Origin of the sequence: Mesohalobacter halotolerans, assembly GCF_006120725.1 — a bacterium.
Taxonomy (GTDB): Bacteria; Bacteroidota; Bacteroidia; order Flavobacteriales; family Flavobacteriaceae; genus Psychroflexus; species Psychroflexus halotolerans.
This window is the reverse complement of the sequence record NZ_SWMU01000006.1, coordinates 48,219-72,604: the sequence shown is the minus strand read 5'-3', so window position 1 is coordinate 72,604 and position 24,386 is coordinate 48,219. Positions and strand designations below refer to the sequence as shown.

Genomic DNA, 24,386 nt, shown 5'->3' with positions numbered 1-24,386 from the left:
GCCGAGGTCGTGAATACCCAGACCTTGTGTGAGTCGAGTAGTTTTGTCAGTTTTGATGTGATCGTCAACCCCTTACCCAATGTAGACATCAGCGGATTTGATGGTGCGATTGTGTGTATAGATGAAGAGGGCAATACCATCAACACGGATGATTCACCACCAATACTAGATACCGGATTAGACAGCAATAACTTTACATTTGAGTGGGCTTTTAATGGCACAGTATTACCAGCGACCAGCCCGAGTATTGATGCCACACAGGCTGGAACTTATACGGTAACGGTCACCAATATTAATACAGGTTGTCAAGCTATGAGTAGTGCAGAGATTATAGAGAGCAACCCACCGACTTTTGAGGTTACAGTGCTGACGCCATCCTTTAGTGAGACACATGTTGTTGAGGTCAGTAATATAGAAGGGCAAGGCAATTTTGAGTTTCAATTGGATAATGGCCCTTGGGAGAGTTTAGCACCGGGGCAAACCACTTTGGTTTTCAGTAATGTTATCCCGGGGACACATATTATAAGAGGAAGAGACGATGCCGGCTGTGGAGTGACAGCAGTTGAATTTACAATGATAGACTTCCCACCATTTTTCACACCCAATCAAGATGGGGTCAATGAAACTTGGAATATCACGGGATTATCCAATCAACCTAACGCAAAAATTTATATATTTGACCGCTATGGCAAATTACTGAAACAACTCAGTCCGACAGGCGAAGGTTGGGACGGTACCTTTAACGGGAGTATCATGCCATCACAGGATTACTGGTTCAGGGTAGAGTTTATAGAACCCACAACCGGAAATCCAAGTACTTTTAAATCACATTTTACGTTGAAACGATAAGAAAATTATATGAAATTAAATAAATTATTTTTAGCCCTAATGACAATAGTTTGTTTTTCGTGGGCTAATGCACAGGAGAGAGGATTGCCTATTTACAAAGATTATTTAACAGATAATTGGTATTTGATACATCCCTCTATGGCCGGGGCTTCAAAATTTGATAAAGTTAGGGTGACTGGTAGGCAAGCATGGTTTGATGTTGATGATGCTCCGAATCTTCAAACAATTAGTGCTAATGTTCGAGCTGGTGATAATGTTGGTTTAGGAGGGATATTTTTTAATGATGAAAATGGTAGATTTTCTCAAGTAGGTGGATATCTTACTTTTGCTTATCATTTGAGATTTTCAAGTAACCAAGAACTGAATCAGCTTTCTTTTGGTGCTAGTGTAGGTGTAATACAAGAAACTTTAGATGAGACAGATATTGATGTGGTCAATAATCCAGATCCAATTATATCTGGTGCAGCACAATCAGAAACATTTTTTAATGCAGATATAGGTGTTTCTTATAATTTTCAAGAGTTTTTTATTCATGGTACAGTTAAAAATATTATACCACAGGAAAGAGAAATATTCACAGAAGTATTTGAAACAGATAATCAGCGCCAATATCTCTTATCATCAGGATACAACTTTTACATACGCAATTCGGACTGGACAATTCAACCCTCTGCAATGTTTCAACTTAAAGAATTTACAGAAGAATCTAATATCGATATAAATGCTAAAGCGTTTTATAATACTGATTTTGGACAAGTTTGGGGTGGTTTATCTTACAGAAGAAGTTTGGATGGAGCAGAATTTACATCAGATGGTCAAACCCTTGACTCGCAAAAATTGAATACCATATCGCCATTTTTAGGTATTACAGTAAATAATTTTGTTTTTGCTTACACTTATACTTATCAACCTGATGATATTGTTTTAACAAATTCGGGTTTTCACCAATTGACACTTGGTTATAATTTTGGTAAGCGAAGTACTAAGTATAAATGTAATTGCCCGGCTGTTAATCAATAATCATTAACCACCTCAATATTTTTGAGTTGTAGTCTTTTTATTACATTATTTAAGGCTTCATCAGACGTTTTATTCTTATATAAAAGGATAGACTTTTGTATATTTTTATTATGACTTAAGAGTCTATGTGAAGACAAGATATTCAGGGTTTGTTTTGCTACTGCATAACCAGAGTCTATAATATTGACTTTTCTTTCAAAAATGTTTTTTAACTCATTTATGATAAGTGGATAGTGGGAGCAGCCCAAAACAAGATGATCTATATTTGATTTGATGAATGGCTCTAGTTGTATAGTCAAGGTTTTTAAAAATTCTGGACTTTGCGTGGTGTTATTTTCAATGGCTTCTACAATGCCTTTACCTACAACCTCAATAATATCTGAATTTTGTCTTATTTTTTTGAGATTTTGAGCAAAGAGTTCACTGCTTAATGTTCCCTTTGTAGCTAAAATACCGATCTGTTTAGATTTAGATTGTATTGAAGCAGGTTTTATGGCGGGCTCTATACCAATGAAAGGGATATCAAATTTTTCTCTAAGAATATGGATAGCATTTGTAGTTGCAGTATTACAAGCCACAACAATTATTTTACAAGATTTTTTTAATAAAAATTCCGTATTCTTTATTGAGAGTTCTACAATCTCTTGAGTAGTTTTTTCTCCATAGGGGGCATTTTGGCTATCTGCATAATAAATGATGTTTTCATTTGGCAGAATTTTGTGAATTTCGCTTAATATGGACAAACCTCCGAGACCGGAATCGAAAATACCTATTGGAGAATTTGAATTTGGCATACCTTGTAATAAAAAAAGCCTCAAAGATTTGAGGCTTAAAATTACAATTTTTTATGGATTTTTTATTTAGAAAGCTCAGCTTTTGCGTCATCCAATAAGTTATAGCCATCTGCTAAAAGCACACCTGAACCTACTGTGGAATCCAACACATAGTCGAAACCTTTTTCACGAGCAACTTCTTGAATAATGTTTCTTGCTTTCTCCAATACAGGTCTCATTAGTTCCTCTCTCTTTTTTTGCACATCTCTACTAGCAGTTTGATTGTACTCCATAATAGAGTTTTGCATCTCTTGAAGTTCTTGCATTCTTGACTGGTTTTCTTCTTCGGTTTTAGTAGGCGCTTCGGCTTTGTAGCGCTCATTTTTCTTTTGAGCTTCTTTCAAAAGGTCATCAATTTCTGCTTGATAAGTTTGTTCGACTTGTTTGATTTGATTCATTGCATCTTGATATGCAGGCATAGCTTCGATGAAAGCTTGTGTGTCTATATGCGCTATTTTAGACTGAGCATTTACATTTATGGCTAAGCCTATAGCCAAAGCAATGGTTAATAAAGTAGTGTTAATTGATTTCATAATTAATAATTTACTTATTTGTTAGTATTAAATTTTGAGTTATTTTTTGTTTTCTCTAGCTTTTCTAATTGAATCTCTTCTACGTTGAGCTTCTTCTCTTCTTTTTTCAAAAGCCTCTTGTCTAGCATTTCTAATAGAGTCTCTAATTCTTTTTCTAGCTTCTCTAATGGAGTCTCTTTTGCGCTCTCTTTCTGAAATTTCTTTCTCTCTTTCCTCTTCTTTTGCTTTATCTTCCTTAGCGTCTTTTACAGATTTGTAAGGTTCATCTTTCATTTCATCAAGCGGATTTTTTTCCTTTTCCTTCTCATCACGCCTTTCGCTTCTTGCGCTTCTGTTTATCATTTTTAATACCCTATCACTAATATCGTGCCGTTCTGCTGAGAATAACATTAAAGCTTCAGCAGAGTTTTCAAAGATAAAATCGTAATTTCTCACTCTACCAATTTCTTGAACAGCGTTAAAAACTTGATCTTCAATAGGTTGTATGAGTTGTCTTTTTTGAACAATAAATTCTCCTGAGGCTCCAAATTTTGCTTCTTGGTATTTTAATAGTTGTTCTTGGAGATATGCTATTTCGTCTTCTTTTTCTTCGATAAGTTCTGGTGTGAGAAGTGGTCTTTCGTTCTCTAATTGTTCTTTTAAGTTATCTATTTCAGTTTGCTTGATGGCAATTTCTCCTTTCCAGTCTTGAATTTTTTGTTCTAGCATTTGAGAGGCCTGTCTATACTCAGGAATATTATCTAATATATATTCCATATCGATATAACCAATACTCAAACCTCTCTGAACTTGAAATGAGAAAAAGATGAGAATAATCAAGAATAAACCAAAAATTTTGTTATTAAAAGATAGTTTTGAATTAAACATAATATTAATTTTAAAATTGTTGTCCAATAATAAAGTGCGTTTCCCAACCATTAGGGCCTAGGTTAGTGCCTGGAATAGGATCAAATCCATAACCAAAGTCTATACCTAGCAATCCAAATGCCGGCATAAAAATGCGCAAACCTAAACCTGCAGATCGACTTAACTCAAAAGGTGAAAAATCTTTAAAGTTATCAAATGCTGCACCACCTTCCATAAAGGTAAGTGCATATATTGATGCGCTCGGGTTCAGAGTTATAGGGTATCTTAATTCTAACGTAAACTTGTTGTAAATTGTTGCACCATCATTAAAGGTTTCTTCACTAACATTACTTCGCGTTCTAGGAATAATTGATTGATTAGGATAACCTCTCAGCCGTATTACCTCTCTACCATCTAGGGTTACACCTGCAAGACCATCACCACCTACAAAGAAACGCTCAAACGGCGGTACGCCACGATCTGCGTTGTAGGCGCCTAGAAAGCCAAATTCTACATTAGACCTTAAAACTAGATCGTCATAGAGCTTATTAAACCACTCGGCATTAAATTTGATTTTATAAAATTCTAACCAATCAAAACGCACCTGATCAATTCTTGCGAGTTCTTCTTCGTCATTATTAGCTAAAGCTTCCTCTCTGTCTTCGCTGATTTGTTTCCAATCGCGATTATCAAAGGCGGAGTAGGGTAAAGTAAATTTTGCGGTAATACCAAACCTTGAACCACCTTTAGGATATATAGGATTTGAGAATGTATTATCACGAGTTAGTCCTAAAGTAAATGCTAAGTTGTTTGAAGTTCCATTAGGAAATCTAAATAAACCAACATTAAAATTATCCAAATTAAAATGTTGAAAACTAACAGCTGATGAAAATGTAAAATATCGATCAGGAATTTGTAAACGCTTAGCAAAACCAACACTTATTCCGGAAATCGAAAATTTTCTGTCTGTATCGGCTCGTCTGGTAAATGGGTTAAATAAAAATTGAGTCGTTTGCGAAAGTGATACCGACAACTGCACAGGCTTACGACCACCTAACCAAGGCTCTACAAATGAAAGACTGTAGACTCTAAAGGATTGACTCGCCTGTGCTCTAATAGATATAGATTGACCATCACCCATAGGAACAGGCTTGTAGGCCTCTTTATTAAATATGTTTCTTATAGAAAAGTTATTAAACCTCAAACCTAAAGTTCCTATAAATCCACCACCACCATAGCCTCCTTGAAGTTCAATTTGGCTACTACCGGTTTCAACAACTGGAAATTCAATATCTAAAGTTCCTTCTTTGGGATCAGGATTTTTAATTTTTGGTTGAAGTTGCTCTGCATCAAAAAATCCGAGTTGCCCAAGCTCTCTTATGGTAGACATAATAGCCTGTCTGCTGTACTGCTGACCAGGTCTCGTGAGTAAGTTTCTATAAATTACATTGTCATTAGTTCGATCATTACCTGTGATAAGAACTTCATCAAAATAAGCAATTTTTCCTTCTCTAATGCGGATCTCGTAATCTATAGTATCGTTGTATATTTTAGTTTCAACAGGTACAATTCGAGAAAATAAATAACCATTGTTTTGGTAAAGATTTGTCAAATCTTGAGCATCAGGTTTTGAGTTGTCTGCTATTTTTTCTTGGAATAAAACCCCATTATAAGGATCACCTTTTTTGATGCCCATGAGTCTTGAAAGTTCCTCATCTGAAAAGGCAGAGTTTCCTAGAAAAGATATATCACCGAAATAGTAACGGTCACCTTCATTTACTTTTAGGCTAATATCAATTTCGTTTTCATTTTTTTTAATGACTGAGTCGTAGACAATTCTAGCGTCTCTGTAGCCTCTTTCATTATATTCGTTAATGATATTTTCCTTGTCACTTTCAAAGTCTTCAGGAATCAATTTTGATCTTTTCCAAAATCTCAAAAAGAATTTACGTTTTGTGTTTTTCATAAACTTTCTGATTTTGGCATCAGATAGCTTTTCATTCCCTTTAATATTGATGTTTTTAATTTTTACTTTATCCCCTTTCAGCACGTTGATGTTCATGTTAACACCAATGAGTTGATCTAATGAATCTTTGACTTCGATTGTATTTATTTTTGCTTCAGCATTGAGATACCCCTTTTTTCTCAAGTTTTTTGCAATATTGTTTTTGGTATTTGCAATTAAGTTTTCTGTAACTTTTCTGCCTTCATTGAGCTGGTTATCAGTAATTATTTTTTCTCGTTTTTTGTTTTTCTTGACCCCTCTTACTTTAACGTTAACGAGTTTAGGGACTTCCTTGATTTCCAGCTCGAGATGGGCGACGTCACCTTCAACTTTTGTAAGGTAAAAATTTATGTCGCTAAAAAGGCCCAAATCCCAAAGCTTTTCTAGGACTTCACTTAACTTTTTGCCAGGAATATATATTTCATCTCCTTTTTTTAATCCTGTAAAGGCGAGGACGGTTTTTTCGTTATAGGAGTTTGCACCTGATACGCTTAGGCTACCAATGGTATATTTTTTACCTCCAGATAGGGCTGTATCTTGAGCCGATGTATACATAGAGCTAAAAGCTATGCAAACGAATAATAAAAATATTTTGAGGCTGTTATTTAAGTTGTTCACTCGTTTTTCCAAATCGTCTTTCTCTTTTTTGAAAATTATTGATGGCTTCAAAAAGATGTTCTTTTGTGAAATCAGGCCAAAGTTCTTTGCAAAAATATAATTCTGCGTAAGCAATTTGCCACAACATAAAATTACTTATGCGTTGTTCTCCGCTCGTTCTAATAAGTAAATCTACATCAGGTAAATAGTTGGTGTAAAGGTGTGTATTTATGGTTGAATCATCTATGTTATTGATATCAATTAAATTATTTTTAACTTTTTGACTTATTGTTTTTACTGCATTTACGATTTCTTCCCTTGCGCTGTAGCTCAGTGCTAATGTCAAGTTAAGCCTGTCGTAATCTTTAGTAGCATCCTTGACCTCCTCAAGTTGACTTTTAACTTTGTCTGGAAGTTTGGAGGTGTTGCCAATGGAAGTGAGTTTAATTTTTTTGTCGTGCATATTATCCAATTCTTTTCTCAAAGAGGACAACAAAAGCTTCATTAAGCTGTTTATTTCGTACTTTGGTCTTTGCCAATTTTCTGTAGAAAATGCAAACAAAGTCAGATATTCAACACCGAGTTCAACACAGGCTTCAACAATTTTATTGACTGTCGAGGTGCCATGTTCATGACCAATTACTCTTTTAAATCCTTTATTTTTTGCCCATCGACCATTACCATCCATGATAATGGCAATGTGTTTAGGAATATTGGATTTGTCGAGTGCGGGTTTAGTCATATTAAAAGCTACAATTATAACAAGGTTTTCTGCCAAAGGCATAGGTTAATGAAAACCCTGCAAATATATACCAATCGTTTGAATTAGGATTGCCAAATGATGGGAAAGCATTTTCACCATCCAATTCGGATGGAGCACTCCCGTCAAGATTATCTGTAAATGTATATCTAGCTGAAAATTCAGCCGATAGTACAAATTTTCTTCCTAATGTAGTTTTAACTCCTAGGGTTAAAGGTAGAGCAAAGCTATTTAAGTCGTCTGCTTCAATAAGGTCATCACCAGCTCTTGCAAACTGATCTGAAAAAAAGTATGCTAAACCAGTAGAAAGATAGGGTACAAGTTGTGGCCTCTTGAGTGCGTGGAGATCCCACTCCCAAAAAGTGTACTCCAGGCCAATTGATATCTCATTGATATCAGTAAAAAAACTTAAATTTCTCGATTGACGTTCTGGAATATTTGATTCACTATCGATACCAAATGTGCGTATCCGCATGGCTGAAAATCTAAAAGAATGTCTTTTGCTTCTATTCCATCTAAACAATATTCCATAAGATATTTTGTCTCTTTTAGCGTATTCGTCTATGCCTATAACTTGTGTAGAGCCTACATCGCCAACAAATGTCGTACTACCTAACATCGGCCCAATTTCATAGGTTTGAGCTGATGAAAGATGAAACACCGTTAAAAAAAATAGGAAGCTTAAAAACTTCATTTATAGATATTTTAGACTGCTCTTAAAAAAGTGCGCAAATATAGTAATTATGTTATCCAATGGATACATAAAATTGAATTTGTAGAGTACAACAGAAAATTTGGAAAAATATTGTTTTAATTCCGCTGATCTTTACCCCAAAGAAGTTTTGACCTCAGGGTCTTTAGAAAACTATTGTCTTTATGAGAAACTAGTTTTATATTGAAATCAGCTTTTTTGATTAAGATATCGTGATCTTGAGATAAAGTATTTATCCTTGAGTCCATTGAAATTAAAAAGATGTTTTCTCTTCCAGAAATTTTTAGTTTCACTTCCGTTTTATCTGGTACAACCAAAGGCCGAGCACTTAAATTATGGGGTGCGATTGGGGAGAGTACAAAAGATTTGGTTTGCGGTGTAATAATGGGACCGCCACAACTTAAAGAATATCCGGTAGAACCCGTTGGTGTAGCTATGATAAGTCCATCAGACCAATAAGCTCCAATATGCTCATCATCAATCCAAGTATCAATGCTAATCATTGAGGTTGTATCTTTCCTACTGATGGTTACTTCATTTAACGCATAATTAAACTTTTGAGCGTTAAATTTTTGGTCTGTGCTTTTTACTTCAAGCAGTGAACGCTCAGAAATACTATAATCACCATTTAATATATCATTTATACTAGAGCTTACTTCATCTTTATGGATTGTTGCCAAAAAGCCTAGTCTGCCGGTGTTAATTCCAACTATTGGGATGTCTACAGTTTTAACAAATTTTACTGATGATAATATTGTGCCATCTCCACCTAAAGAAAAAAACAAATCAAAAGTAGAATCAATAGTTTCAAAAGTCTCGAAACCATTAGGATCGTCTAGAAAGTGATTTTTTAAAATGAGATCTAAATATTCCTTTTCAAATAAAAAGTTGATCTTTTTTTTCTGAAAAACATTTATAATTTGATTGAGATACTTTGCAGAATCCGGGTAAAAGGCTTGACCAAAAATTGCAACTTTCATGGGACTTAAACTGTTAGGTATTTTGAAAGGTATTCAGAGTTATTTTTCAAAGTTTCTCTGTGTTGGTCTTCTTGATGAAAACTGATAACATTATAGTCATAACGTCTAAAACTCTGGAGTAATTCATTGAGACCTTGGTGATGGAGATTGACAACAACCTCTGTTCTGTCTTTATCAGTATAATTTATATAACTTCCATATACTTTTGCTTCATTAGCCTCAATGATTTGAAAGATTTCACTATACCTAAAATCTGTAGAGGGTTTTGATAAAATGAGTATGCTAGACATTTCAACATTAAGCCCAGTATTGGCAAACTTATTTATGATATCATTAAAATTTAAATTTCCTAAATATTTATTGGCTTTGCTTATAATAGGAATATCGTGGATTTGGTTTTGTGAAATAATTTTAAACCAATCAAAAATGCTAAAATCTTCGTACAAATATATATCCTTCAACAATTCTCTTTGCTCTTCTATGGTTTGTGTATTGTCATATTGACACAAGTCCTCTTCAAAAACCAAACCTTTGAACTGACTTCCTTTTAAAACCACTAAAGAATTGAGTTTTGATTTGTCAAATAAATTTTTAGCCTCTAAAATCGATTGATCAACCTTTAATGCCGGTGTATTATGTATATGATTTTCAAACTTCATAAGTAAATGCAAAATAAATAAAATAATAAGTATAGCATCACATAAGAATGTATTTTTGTGATTGATAAGAAAATTTTATGATATGACAAGATTAAGCGTAAATATTAATAAAATCGCAACATTAAGAAATGCCCGAGGTGGGAATATGCCAAATGTTCTCCAAAGTGCTATTGACATTGAGGGCTTTGGCGCTCAAGGCATAACAGTTCATCCGAGACCTGACGAAAGACATATTAGATACGATGATGTTAGAGCGCTTTCAAAATCTGTAACTACAGAATTTAATGTTGAAGGTAATCCAACTGCAAAGTTTATAGATTTAGTTTTAGAAACAAAACCAGACCAGGTCACATTGGTTCCCGATGCAGAAGATGCAATAACATCAAATGCCGGTTGGGATACAAGAAAACACCATCAATATCTTAAAGAAATCATTCAAGTGTTTCAAAAAGAAAATATTCGGACTTCAATTTTTGTCGATTCAAACCCAGAAATGGTAAAATATGCAAAAAATACAAACACAGATAGAGTAGAATTGTACACTGAAGCTTATGCCAAAAAATATAAAAACAACAAAAAAGACGCTATAAAAGATTTTTTAAAGGCCGCGCAAATGGCAAATACGCTAAATATTGAGCTCAATGCAGGGCACGATCTAAATTTAGAAAATATAGAATACTTCGCCCAAAAAATACCAAATCTAAAAGAGGTTTCCATCGGTCATGCTTTAATTTGTGAAGCGCTTTATCATGGATTAGAACATGTAATACAATCTTATATAAAAAAATTACAATGAAATTACACTCACAGATTACAGGCAAAGGTCATCCACTAATAATATTACATGGGTTTTTAGGCATGGGCGATAATTGGAAAACACTTTCCAAAGCTTATGCAAAATCAGGTTATGAAGTCCATTTGATCGATTTAAGAAACCACGGCAAAAGTCCGCATAGTGACGATTTTAACTACGCTGTTATGGCAGACGATATTTACAAATATTTTAATGATAAATCCCTTAAAAATGCCATTTTGATAGGCCATTCTATGGGTGGAAAAGTAGCTATGTTTTTTGCTTGTCAATATCCCGAGTTGCTCAGTCACTTGATAGTTGTAGATATTGCGCCACGATATTATGCTCCACATCATGATGATATTTTAGAAAGTTTGAAAACATTACAGCAAACCCATCTAACTTCAAGAAAAGAAGCTGAAAATATCCTAAAAGAAAAAATTGACAATAACGGCGTGAGGATGTTTTTGTTAAAAAATCTAAAGAGAGAAAACAATAACACCTTAAGTCTTAAACCTAACATCGACGTATTTACAAATAATAAAGAAAATATCGGTCAAGCTTTACCTGAAGATTTCACCTATGAAGGTAAAACTTTATTTATAAAGGGCGAACATTCAAATTATATTTCAAATGTCGATAATAAATTGATTAACAGTCATTTTAGTAATAATAAGATTGAAACTATAAGTAAAGCTGGTCACTGGGTTCATGCAGAAAATCCTCAGGCTTTTCTCAGAAAAACCCTAGATTTCATATCTTAAATTTTGTTATGCTTGCATAATAAATTAAAAAAATGCTTTGTTAATTCTTAATTAATATTAAATTTGGAGTGTTAAATTAAGATTAATAAAAAATTTACCTATTAAAAATTATTTTATGAAAAAATCACTTTTTATTTTCACACTAGTGGGTTTTGCTTTTATTCAGGCTTATGCCGGTGGATATAGAGTAAGCTTACAAGGAAACAAGGCTCTTGCTATGGGTCATACAGGTGTTGCGGTCATTAACAGTGCCGAGACTGCATTTTTTAATCCGGCGGGTTTAGTTTATCTAGAAAACAAACTCAATGTTGCTGCCGGTGGTTTTGGAATTTTTTCTTCAACAAAATACCAAAACACAAACACAGGTCAATTTGCAGAGGTTGAAGACAACGTCAGTACACCATTTTACCTTTATGCGAGTTACAAAATCAATGAATGGCTTGCTGCAGGCTTATCTATCAACACCCCATATGGAAGCCGTGTAGAATGGCAAAAAGATTGGGCTGGATCCCATTTAGTTAATGATATTGAGTTGGCAGCAGTTTTTATTCAACCTTTATTATCCATAAAGCTATCAGAACACTTTAGTATAGGCGGTGGTCCTATTTACGCTACGGGTAATGTGAATTTTAATAGAAATATCAACAGAACTTTAACCGATGAAAACGGCATACGTTCCAATGTCACAATCGATGATTCCGGCGTTACCGAATGGGGTTGGAGTGCTAGTTTTATGTTTACACCTTCAGATAAACTGAGAATAGGGTTTAATTATAGATCAGAAATTAAACTTAATGCCGAAGGAGGCGATGCTACGTTTAGTAATATTCCCAATTCTACTCTGGTTCCGGTGCAAAATGGTCAAACTACATTTAACGCAAGTTTGCCCTTACCTGCTGAATTAACAGTTGGTTTATCCTATCAATTTAATGACGACTTGTTATTTGCTTTTGATTACAACAGAACTTTCTGGGAAGTTTATAATTCTCTAGACATCGTTTTTAACGATCCTAATATCCCGCCATCAATAAACCCTAGAAACTATGAAAACGCAAATACTTATCGATTTGGTCTTCAATATCAAGCGATGGATCAGTTAACATTAAGAGGTGGTTACTATTACGACCAAACTCCAGTACAATCCAACTTTTTTGCTCCGGAGACCCCTAGAAATGATTCTCAAGGCTACACTGCCGGTCTCACCTATGATGTCAGCGAAAAACTTTCTATCGATGCTTCGTTTTTATACTTAAGATTTAAAGAAGTCAATGCATCATACGACGGCTACACAGAAAACGGTTCGACAGTTCCGTTTAGTGGAACATACAAATCCAATTCTTTTATTCCAGGTATAGGTATTTCTTACAAACTCTAAAACACTTATGATGAAATTATTTAAATTATACATACTACTTTTTACGGCAGCTATTTTTATAAGCTGTGAGGCAGAATTTGAAAATGCCATTGAAGACAATGAGGTTTATAAAGTCGGTGATGCAGATTTTTCTAACTACGTGAGTGTTGGTAACTCTCTTACTGCGGGATTTGCAGACAATGCATTATACCGTGAAGCTCAAATGAATTCTTTACCTAATATTTTAGCTCAACAATTTGCCCTAGTGGGTGGAGGAGAATTTACTCAACCAATGGTAGAAGACAATATTGGAGGCTTATTACTCAATGGTAATCCACTACCGGGATTCGATACAAGATTAGTTTTATCAACGCAGTCTGGAACTCCGGCTCCTGAAAATATTTCCGGTACACCTCAAACAGACATTACTAATGTCTTATCGGGACCTTTTAACAACATGGGAGTGCCCGGAGCAAAAAGTTTTCACCTAGGACTTTCAGGTTATGGCGATATCAGTAATGTTGAAACCATAGCAAATCCTTATTTTGTGAGATTTGCTTCATCGCCAAGCGCTACTGTTATAGATGATGCTGTAGCTCAAAACCCCAGTTTTTTCAGTTTATGGATTGGAAATAATGACGTTTTAGCTTATGCCACATCTGGTGGAACAGGAACAGATCAAACAGGTAATTTAGATCCAACCACTTACGGTTTTAATGATATCACAGACCCTAATGTCTTTGGTGGAGTTTATAATGCTTATGTCGATGCTTTAACAAGCTCAGCTTCTGGAGGTGTCTTGTACAACATTCCTGATGTGACCAATATTCCTTTCTTTACCACGGTTCCTAACAATGCTTTAGAACTTGATGCTCAAACTGCTGCAGATTTGACTGGGTTTTTCCAAGCTTTTGCAGGAATTTTTACACAAGGCTTAATAATGCAGGGCGTACCACCTGCTCAAGCACAAGCCTTAGCAGCTCAATATGCACTTACATTTAATGAAGGTCCAAATCGATTTTTAATTGAAGTTCCTGTAACAGAAACAAATCCTTTAGGCTTCAGACAAATGCAGGAAAATGAATTACTTTTATTAACTATAGACCAATCCGCATTAGCTCAAGGCTATGGTTCAGTAGTTTTAACCCCTGAAGTCCTTCAAGTTTTAGGTTTGCTTCAACAAGGTGGTACACCGACTCCAGAGCAAGCTCAATTAGTTTTAGACGCTGTAAGTCCAATAAGCGATGCAGATGCACTACAAACATCAGAACTTGATGCAATTTCTAATGCAAGAATGGCATATAACTCTATCATTGAAGGTGCTGCACAAGCCAATGAATTAGCCTTTGTAGATGTTGATGAACTCTTAGAGCAGAGTCAAGTTGGTATACCATTCGACGGCGGAACCCTTAGCTCAACTTTTGTAACTGGAGGTGCTTTTTCTCTAGATGGCGTTCACCTTACACCACGTGGCTATGCATTGGTGGCCAATGAAACTATAAGAGCTATTAATCAAACCTATGGCTCTACACTGCCAGGTGTAAACCTTGGAGATTTTAGAACAATAGTAACAAGTGATAATACAGGGATGTAATGCTCCTACATTTTAAGATGATAAACTGCTGAAGAAGCCTAAATCTTTAGCAGTTTTTTTTATTTTTACAAACTATGCAAAATTCAAAATCTTTAAATACACTAGTTGAAATATTGCTCAGTGCCATTGCTGTGGTAGTTTTAGCTAATATTTTGCCGGGCATTAAAGTATCTGGTTTTTTAACAGCTATAGTTGTCGCTGCGGTACTTATTTTACTTAATTTATTTGTTAAGCCCATCCTTATTGTTTTTACATTACCGGTAACTATTGTCACTTTTGGCTTGTTTTTGTTGGTTATCAATGCATTGATTATTCTCTTATGTGATGCTTTGGTAGGTGGTTTCGACGTAAGTGGATTTTGGTCAGCCTTGTTTTTTAGTATTTTACTGTCTATCTTTCAATCATTTTTATTTGCATTATCTAAGAAAAAGTAAAGCTTTAACAGATTTTGTCAAGCCCATAAAATAATTGTATTTTTGCAAATTCAAAAATCAATAGAATACCTATGGATGTTAAGCACGAAAATACTGATACATTAAATGCAGTTGTCAAAGTTGATATTCAAAAAAACGATTATCAACCAAAAGTCGATAAAATTTTAAAAGACTATAAAAAATCAGCCAATATACCTGGATTTAGAAAAGGTCATGTCCCTTTAGGCTTGATAAAGAAACAATATGGGCAAGCAGTTTTAGTTGATGAAGTCAACAAGCTTTTGCAAGAAGCCCTTAACAACTATATTTCTGAGGAAAAACTGGATATTCTTGGCAATCCTATTCCAAAGCAACAAGATGATTTTGACTGGAATAAAGAAGATTACCAGTTTGAATTTGAATTAGGTTTGGCTCCTGATTTTGAAATAAATCTTTCACCAAAAAAAGGAATTACGCACTACAAAATTGAAGCAGATAAAGAGATGGTAGACAACCAAATCAAGTCTATTCGTAAACAATACGGTAAGCTCGTTTCTCAAAATGAAATCCAACCTGGATTTTTAGTGCAAGGAACTTTTGTTAATGAAGATGAAGGCATAGACCACGAAACCACTTTGAAGGCAGAAGACCTAAAGCGCAAAAAAGATCAAAAGTTATTGATCGGTGCTAAGGCTAATGATAGCGTGAGTTTTAAAACTAAAGGTTTGTTTAAAGAAACTTCAGATCTAGCCAAACACTTGGGTGTTGAAGAAGAAAAAGCTAAAGACTTAAACGTCGAGGTAAATTTTAATATCGGTGAAATTAATGAAGAAATCCTCGCTGAACTCAATGAAGAGTTTTTTGAAAAAATATATCCCGGCGAAGACATTAAAACTGAAGAAGATCTTAGAAAAAAAATAAAATCTGATGCAGAAAAACAACTTGAGCAACAAAGCGACCAGCAATTGCTTAATGATGTTTCTGAATATTTGATAGATCATACAGATTTTGATTTGCCATCTGAATTTTTACAAAAATGGCTAAGGCTTTCCGGTGAAAAAGAATTAACTGAAGACGAAGCAAAAGAAGAGTTTGAAAAAAGTGAAAAGGGCTTAAGATTTCAATTGATTGAAGGTAAAATCATCAAAGACAATAACCTTCAAGTGACGATGGATGAGATAAAAAATACAACCAAAGACCGTATTAAAATGCAAATGGCTCAGTTTGGGCAGGCTAATATGCCTGAAGAACAACTCGAAAGTATTACACAAAGTATACTTCAAAAAGAAGAGGAAGCCAAAAAGATATCAGACCAAATCATGAATCAGAAGTTGCTTAGTTTTTATAAGGAAAATGTTAACCTAAAAGTTAAAAAAGTGACTTATCAAAAATTTATTGACGAAGTTTACAAATAGACAGTTATTAAGCACAATATGGATATAAATAAAGAATTTGAAAAATTTGCTACCAAAGATCAAGGTATAAATTCCAATTACTATTCAAAGGTCATCACTAGTATGATGCCTACCGGAATGACGCCAAACATCATTGAAGAACGTCAGATGAATGCTGTAGCAATGGACGTGTTTTCAAGACTCATGATGGATCGCATTATTTTTCTCGGTACACCTATAAATGACCAAGTTGCAAATATTATTCAAGCTCAGCTTTTATTTTTAGAATCTACAGATGCGACCAAAGATATTCAAATCTACATCAATTCTCCGGGTGGAAGCGTTTATGCCGGTTTAGGTATTTACGATACCATGCAATTTATAAAACCAGATGTAGCAACAATTAACACAGGAATTGCTGCCTCTATGGGAGCTGTATTGCTCTGTGCTGGTTCAGAAAATAAACGTTCTGGCTTACCACATTCTCGAGTCATGATACACCAACCTATGGGCGGTGCACAGGGTCAAGCTGATGATATTCAAATCACAGCGCAACAAATTGTTAAGCTTAAAGAAGAACTCTATCAAATCATCTCAAAACATACAGGTAAAGATTATGATAAGGTATATGAAGATGGCGATAGAGATTTTTGGATGAATGCAGATGAAGCTTTAGAATATAAAATGATTGACGAAATTTTAAAAAGAGACTAAATAAATGGCCAAAGAAAATCTTGAATGTTCATTTTGCGGACGTAAAAAGTCTGAGACCAACTTGCTTATAGCAGGCTTGGATGCGCATATTTGTGACAAGTGTATTGAGCAGGCTCATGGTATTGTTTTAGAAGAAATTAATACAAATCAAAAAAGCAATTTAGATCAAGATTTTTCCCTACAAAAACCCAAAGCCATCAAAGCGTTTTTAGATGAATATGTGATTGGGCAAGACTATACAAAAAAAGTGATGTCTGTTGCAGTATACAACCACTACAAACGATTGTTACAGCCTAAAAAAAATAAAGACGAGATTGAGATTCAAAAGAGTAATATTGTCATGGTTGGGCAAACCGGTACAGGTAAGACTTTGATAGCTAAAACTATTGCAAAAATGCTCAACGTCCCGCTTGCCATTGTTGACGCGACTGTTCTTACCGAAGCAGGTTATGTCGGAGAAGATGTTGAAACTATTTTAACTAAACTTCTTGCTGCTGCAGACTACAATGTAGAAAAGGCACAAAGTGGAATAGTATTTATTGATGAGATAGATAAAATTGCCAGAAAATCTGACAACCCGTCAATTACTAGAGACGTAAGTGGAGAAGGTGTTCAGCAAGCTTTATTAAAACTTTTGGAAGGTACAACAGTTAACGTTCCGCCGAAAGGTGGTCGAAAGCATCCTGACCAAAATTTCATTGAAATTAATACAGAAAATATTTTGTTTATCGCCGGTGGAGCCTTTGATGGGATAGATCGTCATATTTCAAAACGCCTCAATATGCAGGCTGTTGGATATGGGGCATCAAAATTAGGTGCCGGTATAGATAAAGAAAATATTCTGCAGTATATTATTCCTAAAGATTTAAAAGATTATGGATTAATACCTGAAATCATTGGTCGCTTGCCCGTACTGAGTTACATGAATCCATTAGATAAAGAAACTTTACGAAGAATTCTCATTGAGCCTAAAAATGCTATTGTAAAGCAGTACGAAACACTGTTTTCAATGGATGATATCAACCTGTCTTTTACAGATGGCGCATTAGATTTAATTGTAGAAAAAGCTATTGAGTATAAACTCGGTGCCAGAGGCTTAAGGTCATTGTGTGAGGCTGTGCTAACCGATGCCATGTTTGATATGCCTGAAGGCGACGAAAAAGCTTTAAAGGTAACTAAAAGTTATGTTGAAAATGCACTCCAAAAATCTACATTGAAAAAACTCAAAGCAGCCTCTTAAAAAATTCCCTTAAGTTCGTCCAGTACAATTTTACCATCTAAAATATTAAGTCCTTTTCTAAGCATAGGATTATTATCAACAGCTTTTTTCCAACCTAAATCTGCGATAGTTTTAACAAATGGGAAAGTCACATTGGTTAAGGCTAGAGTCGAGGTATAAGGTACTGCTCCCGGCATATTAGTGACACAATAGTGTAACACATCATCTACAATATAAGTGGGATTTTCATGTGTAGTTGGCTTTGTCGTTTCAAAACAACCACCTTGGTCCACAGCCACATCAACCATCACAGTACCGTGTTGCATCTCTTTTAGCATATCTCTTTTGATAAGCTTAGGAGCTTTGGCACCAGCAACAAGTACTGCACCTATAATCAAGTCTGCATTTATAATATGCTTTCTAATTTTATATTCATTAGAAAATTCAGTGATGACGTGTGGAGGCATCACATCATTAACATATCGCAATCTCTTCATATTTATATCTAAAACTACAACACTTGCACCGAGACCTGCAGCCATTTTTGCCGCTTGAACACCAACAACACCAGCGCCAATAACCAAAACTTTCCCAGGTTGTACTCCTGGCACGCCACCTAATAAAATACCTTTGCCTTTGATTGGTTTTTCCAGAAATTTTGCACCCTGTTGAGTCGCCATTCGTCCAGCAATTTCAGACATTGGTGTAAGTAAAGGCAAGCTGCCATCATCCTCTTGAACAGTTTCGTAGGCGATACAGACAGCTTTAGACTTTAGCATCGCTTCTGTAAGTGCTTGGCTGGAGGCAAAATGAAAATAAGTAAATACAATCTGATTGGGTTTTACTAATTCATATTCTTTTTCGATAGGTTCTTTGACCTTGACAATCATTTCTGCAATGTCATAAATAGCTTCGATAGACTCCAAAATTTGTGCACCTGCATTTTTATAATCGTTGTTAGTAAAACCACTGGCTAAGCCAGCATTTGACTGAACGTATACTTTATGGTCTGATTTTGCAAGTTCAAAAGCACCTGCTGGAGTAATGGAGACACGGCTTTCGTTGTTCTTAATTTCTGTAGGGACACCTATTATCATAATGGGTAGTTTTAAGTTGGTAGTTTAAGTGAGTAGTTGTTAAATATAATTTTAAATGTGGGGTAAATATATTTAAATCTCACTTATTTTATTATAAACCCTATAATATTTTGATAACAATACAGGATAATTTTTAAATTCTAATTTTTGACCCCTTTTTTTGTAATTTCAGATAATACATTACACTTTTAATTGATTAAGGTATAATTTGGTAATAATAGCATCTAATTATATCATCTTCCTTATTTTTGCAAAAGTTTTAAAATCAGTCTAAATGTATAGAACACACAATAACGGTGAGCTAAAAACTGCTCAGCTCAATCAAAATGTCAGGCTTTCAGGTTGGGTTCAAAAGATTAGAAACAAAGGCTTTATCATTTGGATTGATTTGAGAGACCGTTTTGGGATTACGCAACTTGTTTTTGATTCTGAACGTACGCCTAAAACCGTCTTTGATGCTGCTGAAAAACTGGGTAGAGAATTTGTGATTCAAGTAAAAGGTCAAGTCATTGAGCGTGAATCTAAAAATCCAAACTTGCCTACAGGTGATATTGAAGTTTTAGTTGAAGATTTAGTGATGTTGAATACTTCTAAAACACCTCCGTTTACAATCGAGGATAAAACAGATGGCGGAGACGACCTTCGAATGAAATACCGCTATCTTGATATTCGCCGCAATCCGGTTAAAGATAAACTGATCTTTAGAAGTCAGGTAACTATGGCTGTAAGAAATTATTTATCAGATCAGAATTTTGTAGAAGTAGAAACACCTTACCTCATCAAGTCAACACCTGAAGGTGCCCGAGATTTTGTGGTGCCCAGCCGAATGAATCAAGGCCAGTTTTACGCCTTACCACAATCGCCTCAGACTTTTAAACAATTATTGATGGTTGGTGGCTTAGAAAAATATTTTCAAATTGTAAAATGTTTTCGTGACGAAGATTTAAGAGCAGACCGGCAACCGGAGTTTACACAAATAGACTGTGAAATGTCTTTTGTCACTCAGGAAGATATTTTAAATACTTTTGAGGGACTTACCAAGCATCTCATCAAAAAAACACATGGAATAAGTGTTGAGAATTTCCCTAGAATGACCTTTGAAGAAGCGATGAAAACTTACGGCAATGACAAACCGGATATCCGATTTGGGATGAAATTTGGCGAATTGAACGAGATTGCACAACACAAGGAATTCAAAATATTTAATCAGGCTGAATTGGTGGTTGGTATTGCGATTCCCGGTGGTGCTAGCTATTCTAGAAAAGAAATAGATAAACTGATTGAATGGGTTAAACGTCCACAGATTGGCGCTAAAGGCATGGTTTACGTCAAAGTGAACGACGATGGGAGTTTTAAGTCTTCTGTTGATAAATTTTATGACGAAAAAGATTTCAAAGCCTGGGCTGAAAAAACCAACGCTCAACCCGGCGACCTCATTGCTGTGCTTTCCGGAAAAGCTAATGAAACTCGCGCACAACTCAGTGCTTTACGTATGGAAATGGGCAACAGATTAGGTCTACGAAAACCAGATGAATTTGCACCACTTTGGGTGGTAGATTTTCCTTTACTGGAATGGGATGAAGACACTCAACGCTATCATGCTATGCATCACCCGTTTACTTCGCCAAAAGCAGAAGATATTGACCTTTTGGAAAGCTCACCAGGTGACGTCAGAGCCAACGCTTATGATTTGGTCTTAAATGGTAATGAAATAGGTGGTGGCTCCATTAGAATTCACGATAAAAACATGCAGAGCAGAATGTTGGAACTACTTGGCTTTAGCGAAGATGAAGCCCGTAAACAATTCGGCTTCTTGATGGATGCTTTTGAATACGGTGCGCCGCCACACGGTGGTATTGCTTTTGGTTTAGACAGACTTGTTGCCATTCTTGGCGGACAGGAAAGTATCAGAGATTTCATCGCTTTTCCTAAAAATAATATGGGTCGCGATGTGATGATTGATGCACCGGCAACTTTAGATGATGATCAATTGAAAGAATTAGGCTTGGAATTGAAGATGGGTAAAAAATAATTCAAAACCTAAGCTGAGATGATTTTTTAAGCTTATAAAAGATGAGCTAATATAAGTTAATGCCTATCTCAAGTCTCTTAAATTAGAAATCATTACATTTATTAAATCATTTGATAATCAATCACTCAAAAGATTTAATTTTGTTTATGCTGAACAATTCTATATTATATCATGAACAACTTTAGTCAGCATAAAATTCTATTCAAAATCATAAGATGGAAAGAGGAATACCTTTCCCATCATCAATTTGTCATTATTCTCAGCGCCTTGATTGGTTTTACAGCAGGTTTAGTAGCTGTGACGCTTAAAAATTTAGCCTATTTACTTCAAGACTGGGTTGAAAAAGGATTGCTTTTCACTTTTGAACAGGTATATTACTTTATTTTTCCTTTTATTGGCCTTTTATTGACCTACCTGATTTTAAATCACATTTTAAAAGCCCGGATTGGTCAAGGGATTTCCTCCACACTTTTTGCCATTTCTCAAAGAAAAGGATTTGTAAAAACCATACAAAGCTATGCTTCGCTCATCACAGCACCTTTAACCGTTGGTTTAGGGGGTTCGGTAGGTTTAGAGTCTCCAACAGTTGCGACCAGTGCAGGCTTGGGCTCTATTTTATCACGGTATTTTAAGGTAAATCAAGCGACAAGAACCTTATTGATTGGTTGTGCAGCCGCTGGCGCGATGTCATCATTATTTAAAGCGCCTATTGCAGCGATTATTTTTGCGATAGAAATATTTGCACTCGACTTGACATTGGTGTCAATGATTCCGTTATTAGTGGCTTCTGTTTCAGCAATTTTGACCTCTTATTTTTTCTTTGGTTCAAATATTATTTTGCAGCCTCAAACCACTTCAGCTTTTCAAATTCAAGATTTTTTATATTATGTCATTTTAGCTATAATTTGTGCTGGGTTTTCGTTGCTTTTTATAAAAATCTATACGATGACTTTCAGTGTTTTTGAAAAATTTTCTTCTAAATTTAAGAGAGCTGTCATTGGAGGTATGTTTCTTGGGTTATTAATTTTTGTTTTTCCACAACTTTATGGTGAAGGCTATCCTTTCGTTAATCAACTGTTGTCTGGTGATATGTCATTTTGGGTCAATTCAAAACTCAATTTTGGTTGGAATAATTTATGGTTTTTTATAGGATTTTTATTTCTAGTGATGGTTTTTAAAATTTTAGCTACTTCAGTAACCATTGCTTCTGGTGGAGTTGGTGGAATTTTTGCGCCAGTTTTGTTTATAGGTAGTATAATTGGGACATGTTATGCACTTATCATAAAACAATTTGATTTGTTATCAAATAGCATCTCTGATAATAATTTTGCCCTAGTAGGTATGGCTGGGTTGATGTCTGGAGTCATGCATGCTCCACTGACGGCCATATTCTTGATTGCAGAAATTACCTCGGGTTATAATTTATTCATTCCGTTGATGATTTGTGTAGCCATTTCTTATGGTATAAGTCATCGATTTCAGAAACATTCTATTTATAATCTTGAATTGGCTCAACGCGGGCAACTTGTCACCCATGATAAGGATGAGACCGTTTTGAGTTTATTGGAAATTAACCAATTGATTGAACGTAATTTTGTGATTTTAAGAATTGATATGTCTTTAGAAAATATTGTAAATGAAGGCGTTGTAAAATCTTCTAGAAATATTTTTCCCGTGACTGACCAACAGGGAAAATTTAAAGGTATTTTATTATTGGATGATATCAGAACACTGATGTTTAAACAAGATTTATACCAAGACGTTTTCGTGAGTGATTTGATGCAAACTGCACCCGATGTGATTGAACTTACCGACTGTAATGCTAAAGATGTGATGCGAAAGTTTAAAGAAACCGATGCGTGGAATTTGCCTGTTGTAAGAGAAGGAAAGTACGTAGGATTTATATCAAAATCTAAAATGCTCACGGCGTATCGTGATAAATTAGTAGATTTGAGTATTCAGTAAAAATTTGATTATGAGAATTGTTTTGTGGGTTTGTTTCATCATAATGCTTGGTGGTTTTGGCACGGGATTTTATATTAAAATCATACAAACCAATCCTGAATTAGGCGATAAGATTATTGGCCTATCGGTCTTATTTAGCACTTTTATTTTTATGCCTTTGTTTTTGTATCACCGCTGGAAAGGGAAAAACATCAAAGATTATGTCCTTGATAAAAAAAAGTTAGACGAAATGCGGGAGAAAGATTTGTAATTCTTCAATTGACTTAGATGTTTTTATGCATTGAATTTTATAAATGAAGATTACTGTTTTAAACTTTAAGAGATTAAGGCCATTAAGAATTATGTGTTCAGCCCTAAACTATTTTAATACCTCAATGGTTCAATTGAAATACTAGCATATTTAAACATCACGTACTTTTCATAACAACCTAACTCAAAATGAACAGCATAGAACAAATAGCAGAAGAAATTTATAAAGCTGAAACAGAAAAGCAACCTATTGCTCCTATAAGGACTTTCTTTAAAGGTGGAAGAAATATAGAAGCCGCCTATGAAATACAGCAACTTGTAACGCAAAAAAAAATAGCCAAAGGCGCTCAATTGGTAGGTAAAAAAATAGGCTTAACCTCTTTTGCTGTTCAAAAACAACTCGGTGTTGATGAACCAGACTTTGGTATATTGACCGATGATATGCAAATAAAAAATCACAGTAAAATTAGTTTCAGTCAACTCATGCAACCCAAAGCAGAAGCTGAATGGGCCTTTGTTTTAAAAGAGAATCTAGATGCTGATATGATCACTTTAAATGATGTAAAAAATGCCATAGATTATGCCGTAGTTGCGATAGAAGTTGTAGGTAGCCGCATTAAAAATTGGGATATCAAAATCACAGATACCATAGCCGACAATGCATCGGCAAGTCATTTTGTTTTAGGTTCAAAAAAAATTGATTTATCTAAAATTGATCTAGTAAATTGTAAAATGCAGATGTTTAAAAATGATAGCCTTGTTTCTGAAGGAAACGGACAGGCTTGTATGGGTAATCCTCTTAATGCTGTGCAATGGTTAGCAAAAACTATGCAGAAAAACAATCAACCATTAAAAGTTGGAGAAATTATTTTATCTGGGGCATTAGGACCAATGATTGAGATAAAGAAGGGTGATAACCTCTCTGCTCAGATTGATAATTTTGATAAGGTTAAATTTAAAGTCGTCTAAGGTTTAACAGCCACAATCATCTTGTCCACAGGCTT

General features: G+C 34.9%; 23 protein-coding genes. 14 read left to right on the top strand and 9 right to left on the bottom strand.

What is annotated here, in order from left to right:
• Both FCN74_RS11940 and FCN74_RS11935 read left to right on the top strand, forming a co-directional pair.
• Positions 1-849 (top strand): T9SS type B sorting domain-containing protein (locus FCN74_RS11940; RefSeq protein WP_246062629.1); only part of this gene is annotated, 849 nt, incomplete at its 5' end.
• A gap of 9 nt (positions 850-858) precedes the next feature.
• Positions 859-1,869, top strand: coding sequence for a PorP/SprF family type IX secretion system membrane protein (locus FCN74_RS11935; protein WP_138932836.1), 1,011 nt, complete (start codon positions 859-861; stop codon positions 1,867-1,869).
• Here the strand turns inward: FCN74_RS11935 and murI are convergent.
• The 8 genes from murI to FCN74_RS11895 form a co-directional block, all read right to left on the bottom strand.
• Positions 1,863-2,687, bottom strand: a complete 825-nt coding sequence (gene murI, locus FCN74_RS11930; protein WP_317128799.1) for a glutamate racemase — start codon at positions 2,685-2,687, stop codon at positions 1,863-1,865. The two genes, FCN74_RS11935 and murI, sit on opposite strands and share 7 nt — an antisense overlap.
• Positions 2,688-2,725: 38 nt before the next feature.
• Positions 2,726-3,235, bottom strand: coding sequence for an OmpH family outer membrane protein (locus tag FCN74_RS11925; protein ID WP_138932835.1), 510 nt, complete (start codon positions 3,233-3,235; stop codon positions 2,726-2,728).
• A 39-nt stretch (positions 3,236-3,274) separates the two neighbouring features.
• Complete coding sequence (locus FCN74_RS11920) at positions 3,275-4,102, bottom strand: OmpH family outer membrane protein (RefSeq protein WP_138932834.1); 828 nt, start codon at positions 4,100-4,102, stop codon at positions 3,275-3,277.
• Between the two features lie 10 nt (positions 4,103-4,112).
• On the bottom strand, positions 4,113-6,641 hold the full coding sequence (locus FCN74_RS11915) for a BamA/OMP85 family outer membrane protein (RefSeq protein WP_171047169.1): 2,529 nt from the start codon (positions 6,639-6,641) through the stop codon (positions 4,113-4,115).
• Positions 6,642-6,687: 46 nt separating this feature from the next.
• Positions 6,688-7,425, bottom strand: coding sequence for an isoprenyl transferase (locus tag FCN74_RS11910; RefSeq protein ID WP_138932842.1), 738 nt, complete (start codon positions 7,423-7,425; stop codon positions 6,688-6,690).
• Between the two features lies 1 nt (position 7,426).
• Positions 7,427-8,137, bottom strand: a complete 711-nt coding sequence (porG, locus tag FCN74_RS11905; RefSeq protein ID WP_138932832.1) for a type IX secretion system protein PorG — start codon at positions 8,135-8,137, stop codon at positions 7,427-7,429.
• Between the two features lie 116 nt (positions 8,138-8,253).
• Positions 8,254-9,135, bottom strand: a complete 882-nt coding sequence (locus FCN74_RS11900) for an NAD kinase (protein ID WP_138932831.1) — start codon at positions 9,133-9,135, stop codon at positions 8,254-8,256.
• A gap of 5 nt (positions 9,136-9,140) precedes the next feature.
• Positions 9,141-9,794 carry a CBS domain-containing protein gene (locus FCN74_RS11895; RefSeq protein ID WP_138932830.1) on the bottom strand — a complete coding sequence of 218 codons (654 nt, stop codon included), beginning with the start codon at positions 9,792-9,794 and terminating at the stop codon, positions 9,141-9,143.
• A gap of 82 nt (positions 9,795-9,876) precedes the next feature.
• Between FCN74_RS11895 and FCN74_RS11890 the strand changes: the two genes are divergently transcribed.
• From FCN74_RS11890 to clpX, 8 genes are all read left to right on the top strand, one after another.
• Positions 9,877-10,590, top strand: coding sequence for a pyridoxine 5'-phosphate synthase (locus FCN74_RS11890; RefSeq protein WP_138932829.1), 714 nt, complete (start codon positions 9,877-9,879; stop codon positions 10,588-10,590).
• A complete protein-coding gene (locus FCN74_RS11885; protein WP_138932828.1) occupies positions 10,587-11,351 on the top strand; it encodes an alpha/beta fold hydrolase in 765 nt (254 codons plus the stop codon). The genes FCN74_RS11890 and FCN74_RS11885 overlap by 4 nt, the downstream gene beginning before the upstream one ends.
• A gap of 115 nt (positions 11,352-11,466) precedes the next feature.
• The gene (locus FCN74_RS11880) at positions 11,467-12,726 is read left to right on the top strand and encodes an OmpP1/FadL family transporter (RefSeq protein ID WP_138932827.1); all 1,260 of its coding nucleotides are present in this window, start codon (positions 11,467-11,469) and stop codon (positions 12,724-12,726) included.
• A gap of 10 nt (positions 12,727-12,736) precedes the next feature.
• Positions 12,737-14,299, top strand: a complete 1,563-nt coding sequence (locus tag FCN74_RS11875) for an SGNH/GDSL hydrolase family protein (RefSeq protein ID WP_138932826.1) — start codon at positions 12,737-12,739, stop codon at positions 14,297-14,299.
• A gap of 74 nt (positions 14,300-14,373) precedes the next feature.
• The gene (locus tag FCN74_RS11870) at positions 14,374-14,733 is read left to right on the top strand and encodes a phage holin family protein (RefSeq protein WP_138932825.1); all 360 of its coding nucleotides are present in this window, start codon (positions 14,374-14,376) and stop codon (positions 14,731-14,733) included.
• A 71-nt stretch (positions 14,734-14,804) separates the two neighbouring features.
• The gene (tig, locus tag FCN74_RS11865) at positions 14,805-16,127 is read left to right on the top strand and encodes a trigger factor (protein WP_138932824.1); all 1,323 of its coding nucleotides are present in this window, start codon (positions 14,805-14,807) and stop codon (positions 16,125-16,127) included.
• A gap of 18 nt (positions 16,128-16,145) precedes the next feature.
• Complete coding sequence (locus FCN74_RS11860; RefSeq protein WP_138932823.1) at positions 16,146-16,820, top strand: ClpP family protease; 675 nt, start codon at positions 16,146-16,148, stop codon at positions 16,818-16,820.
• 4 nt (positions 16,821-16,824) lie between these two features.
• On the top strand, positions 16,825-18,060 hold the full coding sequence (clpX, locus tag FCN74_RS11855) for an ATP-dependent Clp protease ATP-binding subunit ClpX (RefSeq protein WP_138932822.1): 1,236 nt from the start codon (positions 16,825-16,827) through the stop codon (positions 18,058-18,060).
• Here the strand turns inward: clpX and ald are convergent.
• Complete coding sequence (gene ald, locus FCN74_RS11850; RefSeq protein WP_138932821.1) at positions 18,057-19,136, bottom strand: alanine dehydrogenase; 1,080 nt, start codon at positions 19,134-19,136, stop codon at positions 18,057-18,059. The two genes, clpX and ald, sit on opposite strands and share 4 nt — an antisense overlap.
• 274 nt (positions 19,137-19,410) lie before the next feature.
• On the opposite strand from ald, the gene aspS reads away from it, so the two are divergent.
• From aspS to FCN74_RS11830, 4 genes are all read left to right on the top strand, one after another.
• Entirely contained in the window at positions 19,411-21,168 is a 1,758-nt protein-coding gene (gene aspS, locus FCN74_RS11845) for an aspartate--tRNA ligase (RefSeq protein ID WP_138932820.1), read from the top strand.
• A gap of 171 nt (positions 21,169-21,339) precedes the next feature.
• Complete coding sequence (locus FCN74_RS11840; protein ID WP_138932819.1) at positions 21,340-23,133, top strand: chloride channel protein; 1,794 nt, start codon at positions 21,340-21,342, stop codon at positions 23,131-23,133.
• A 10-nt stretch (positions 23,134-23,143) separates the two neighbouring features.
• The gene (locus FCN74_RS11835; protein WP_138932818.1) at positions 23,144-23,383 is read left to right on the top strand and encodes a hypothetical protein; all 240 of its coding nucleotides are present in this window, start codon (positions 23,144-23,146) and stop codon (positions 23,381-23,383) included.
• Positions 23,384-23,571: 188 nt separating this feature from the next.
• The gene (locus tag FCN74_RS11830) at positions 23,572-24,351 is read left to right on the top strand and encodes a 2-keto-4-pentenoate hydratase (RefSeq protein ID WP_138932817.1); all 780 of its coding nucleotides are present in this window, start codon (positions 23,572-23,574) and stop codon (positions 24,349-24,351) included.
• Positions 24,352-24,386 lie beyond the last annotated feature (35 nt).

Coding starts and splice junctions, on each gene's coding strand:
- porG (WP_138932832.1), bottom strand. CDS start 8,137: ATGAAGTTTTTAAGCTTCCTATTTTTTTTAACGGTGTTTCATCTTTCA.
- FCN74_RS11835 (WP_138932818.1), top strand. CDS start 23,144: ATGAGAATTGTTTTGTGGGTTTGTTTCATCATAATGCTTGGTGGTTTT.
- tig (WP_138932824.1), top strand. CDS start 14,805: ATGGATGTTAAGCACGAAAATACTGATACATTAAATGCAGTTGTCAAA.
- ald (WP_138932821.1), bottom strand. CDS start 19,136: ATGATAATAGGTGTCCCTACAGAAATTAAGAACAACGAAAGCCGTGTC.
- FCN74_RS11860 (WP_138932823.1), top strand. CDS start 16,146: ATGGATATAAATAAAGAATTTGAAAAATTTGCTACCAAAGATCAAGGT.
- FCN74_RS11900 (WP_138932831.1), bottom strand. CDS start 9,135: ATGAAAGTTGCAATTTTTGGTCAAGCCTTTTACCCGGATTCTGCAAAG.
- FCN74_RS11925 (WP_138932835.1), bottom strand. CDS start 3,235: ATGAAATCAATTAACACTACTTTATTAACCATTGCTTTGGCTATAGGC.
- FCN74_RS11885 (WP_138932828.1), top strand. CDS start 10,587: ATGAAATTACACTCACAGATTACAGGCAAAGGTCATCCACTAATAATA.
- FCN74_RS11870 (WP_138932825.1), top strand. CDS start 14,374: ATGCAAAATTCAAAATCTTTAAATACACTAGTTGAAATATTGCTCAGT.
- aspS (WP_138932820.1), top strand. CDS start 19,411: ATGTATAGAACACACAATAACGGTGAGCTAAAAACTGCTCAGCTCAAT.
- FCN74_RS11875 (WP_138932826.1), top strand. CDS start 12,737: ATGAAATTATTTAAATTATACATACTACTTTTTACGGCAGCTATTTTT.
- FCN74_RS11880 (WP_138932827.1), top strand. CDS start 11,467: ATGAAAAAATCACTTTTTATTTTCACACTAGTGGGTTTTGCTTTTATT.
- FCN74_RS11830 (WP_138932817.1), top strand. CDS start 23,572: ATGAACAGCATAGAACAAATAGCAGAAGAAATTTATAAAGCTGAAACA.
- FCN74_RS11840 (WP_138932819.1), top strand. CDS start 21,340: ATGAACAACTTTAGTCAGCATAAAATTCTATTCAAAATCATAAGATGG.
- FCN74_RS11890 (WP_138932829.1), top strand. CDS start 9,877: ATGACAAGATTAAGCGTAAATATTAATAAAATCGCAACATTAAGAAAT.
- FCN74_RS11910 (WP_138932842.1), bottom strand. CDS start 7,425: ATGACTAAACCCGCACTCGACAAATCCAATATTCCTAAACACATTGCC.
- clpX (WP_138932822.1), top strand. CDS start 16,825: ATGGCCAAAGAAAATCTTGAATGTTCATTTTGCGGACGTAAAAAGTCT.
- FCN74_RS11920 (WP_138932834.1), bottom strand. CDS start 4,102: ATGTTTAATTCAAAACTATCTTTTAATAACAAAATTTTTGGTTTATTC.
- FCN74_RS11935 (WP_138932836.1), top strand. CDS start 859: ATGAAATTAAATAAATTATTTTTAGCCCTAATGACAATAGTTTGTTTT.
- FCN74_RS11895 (WP_138932830.1), bottom strand. CDS start 9,794: ATGAAGTTTGAAAATCATATACATAATACACCGGCATTAAAGGTTGAT.
- FCN74_RS11915 (WP_171047169.1), bottom strand. CDS start 6,641: ATGTATACATCGGCTCAAGATACAGCCCTATCTGGAGGTAAAAAATAT.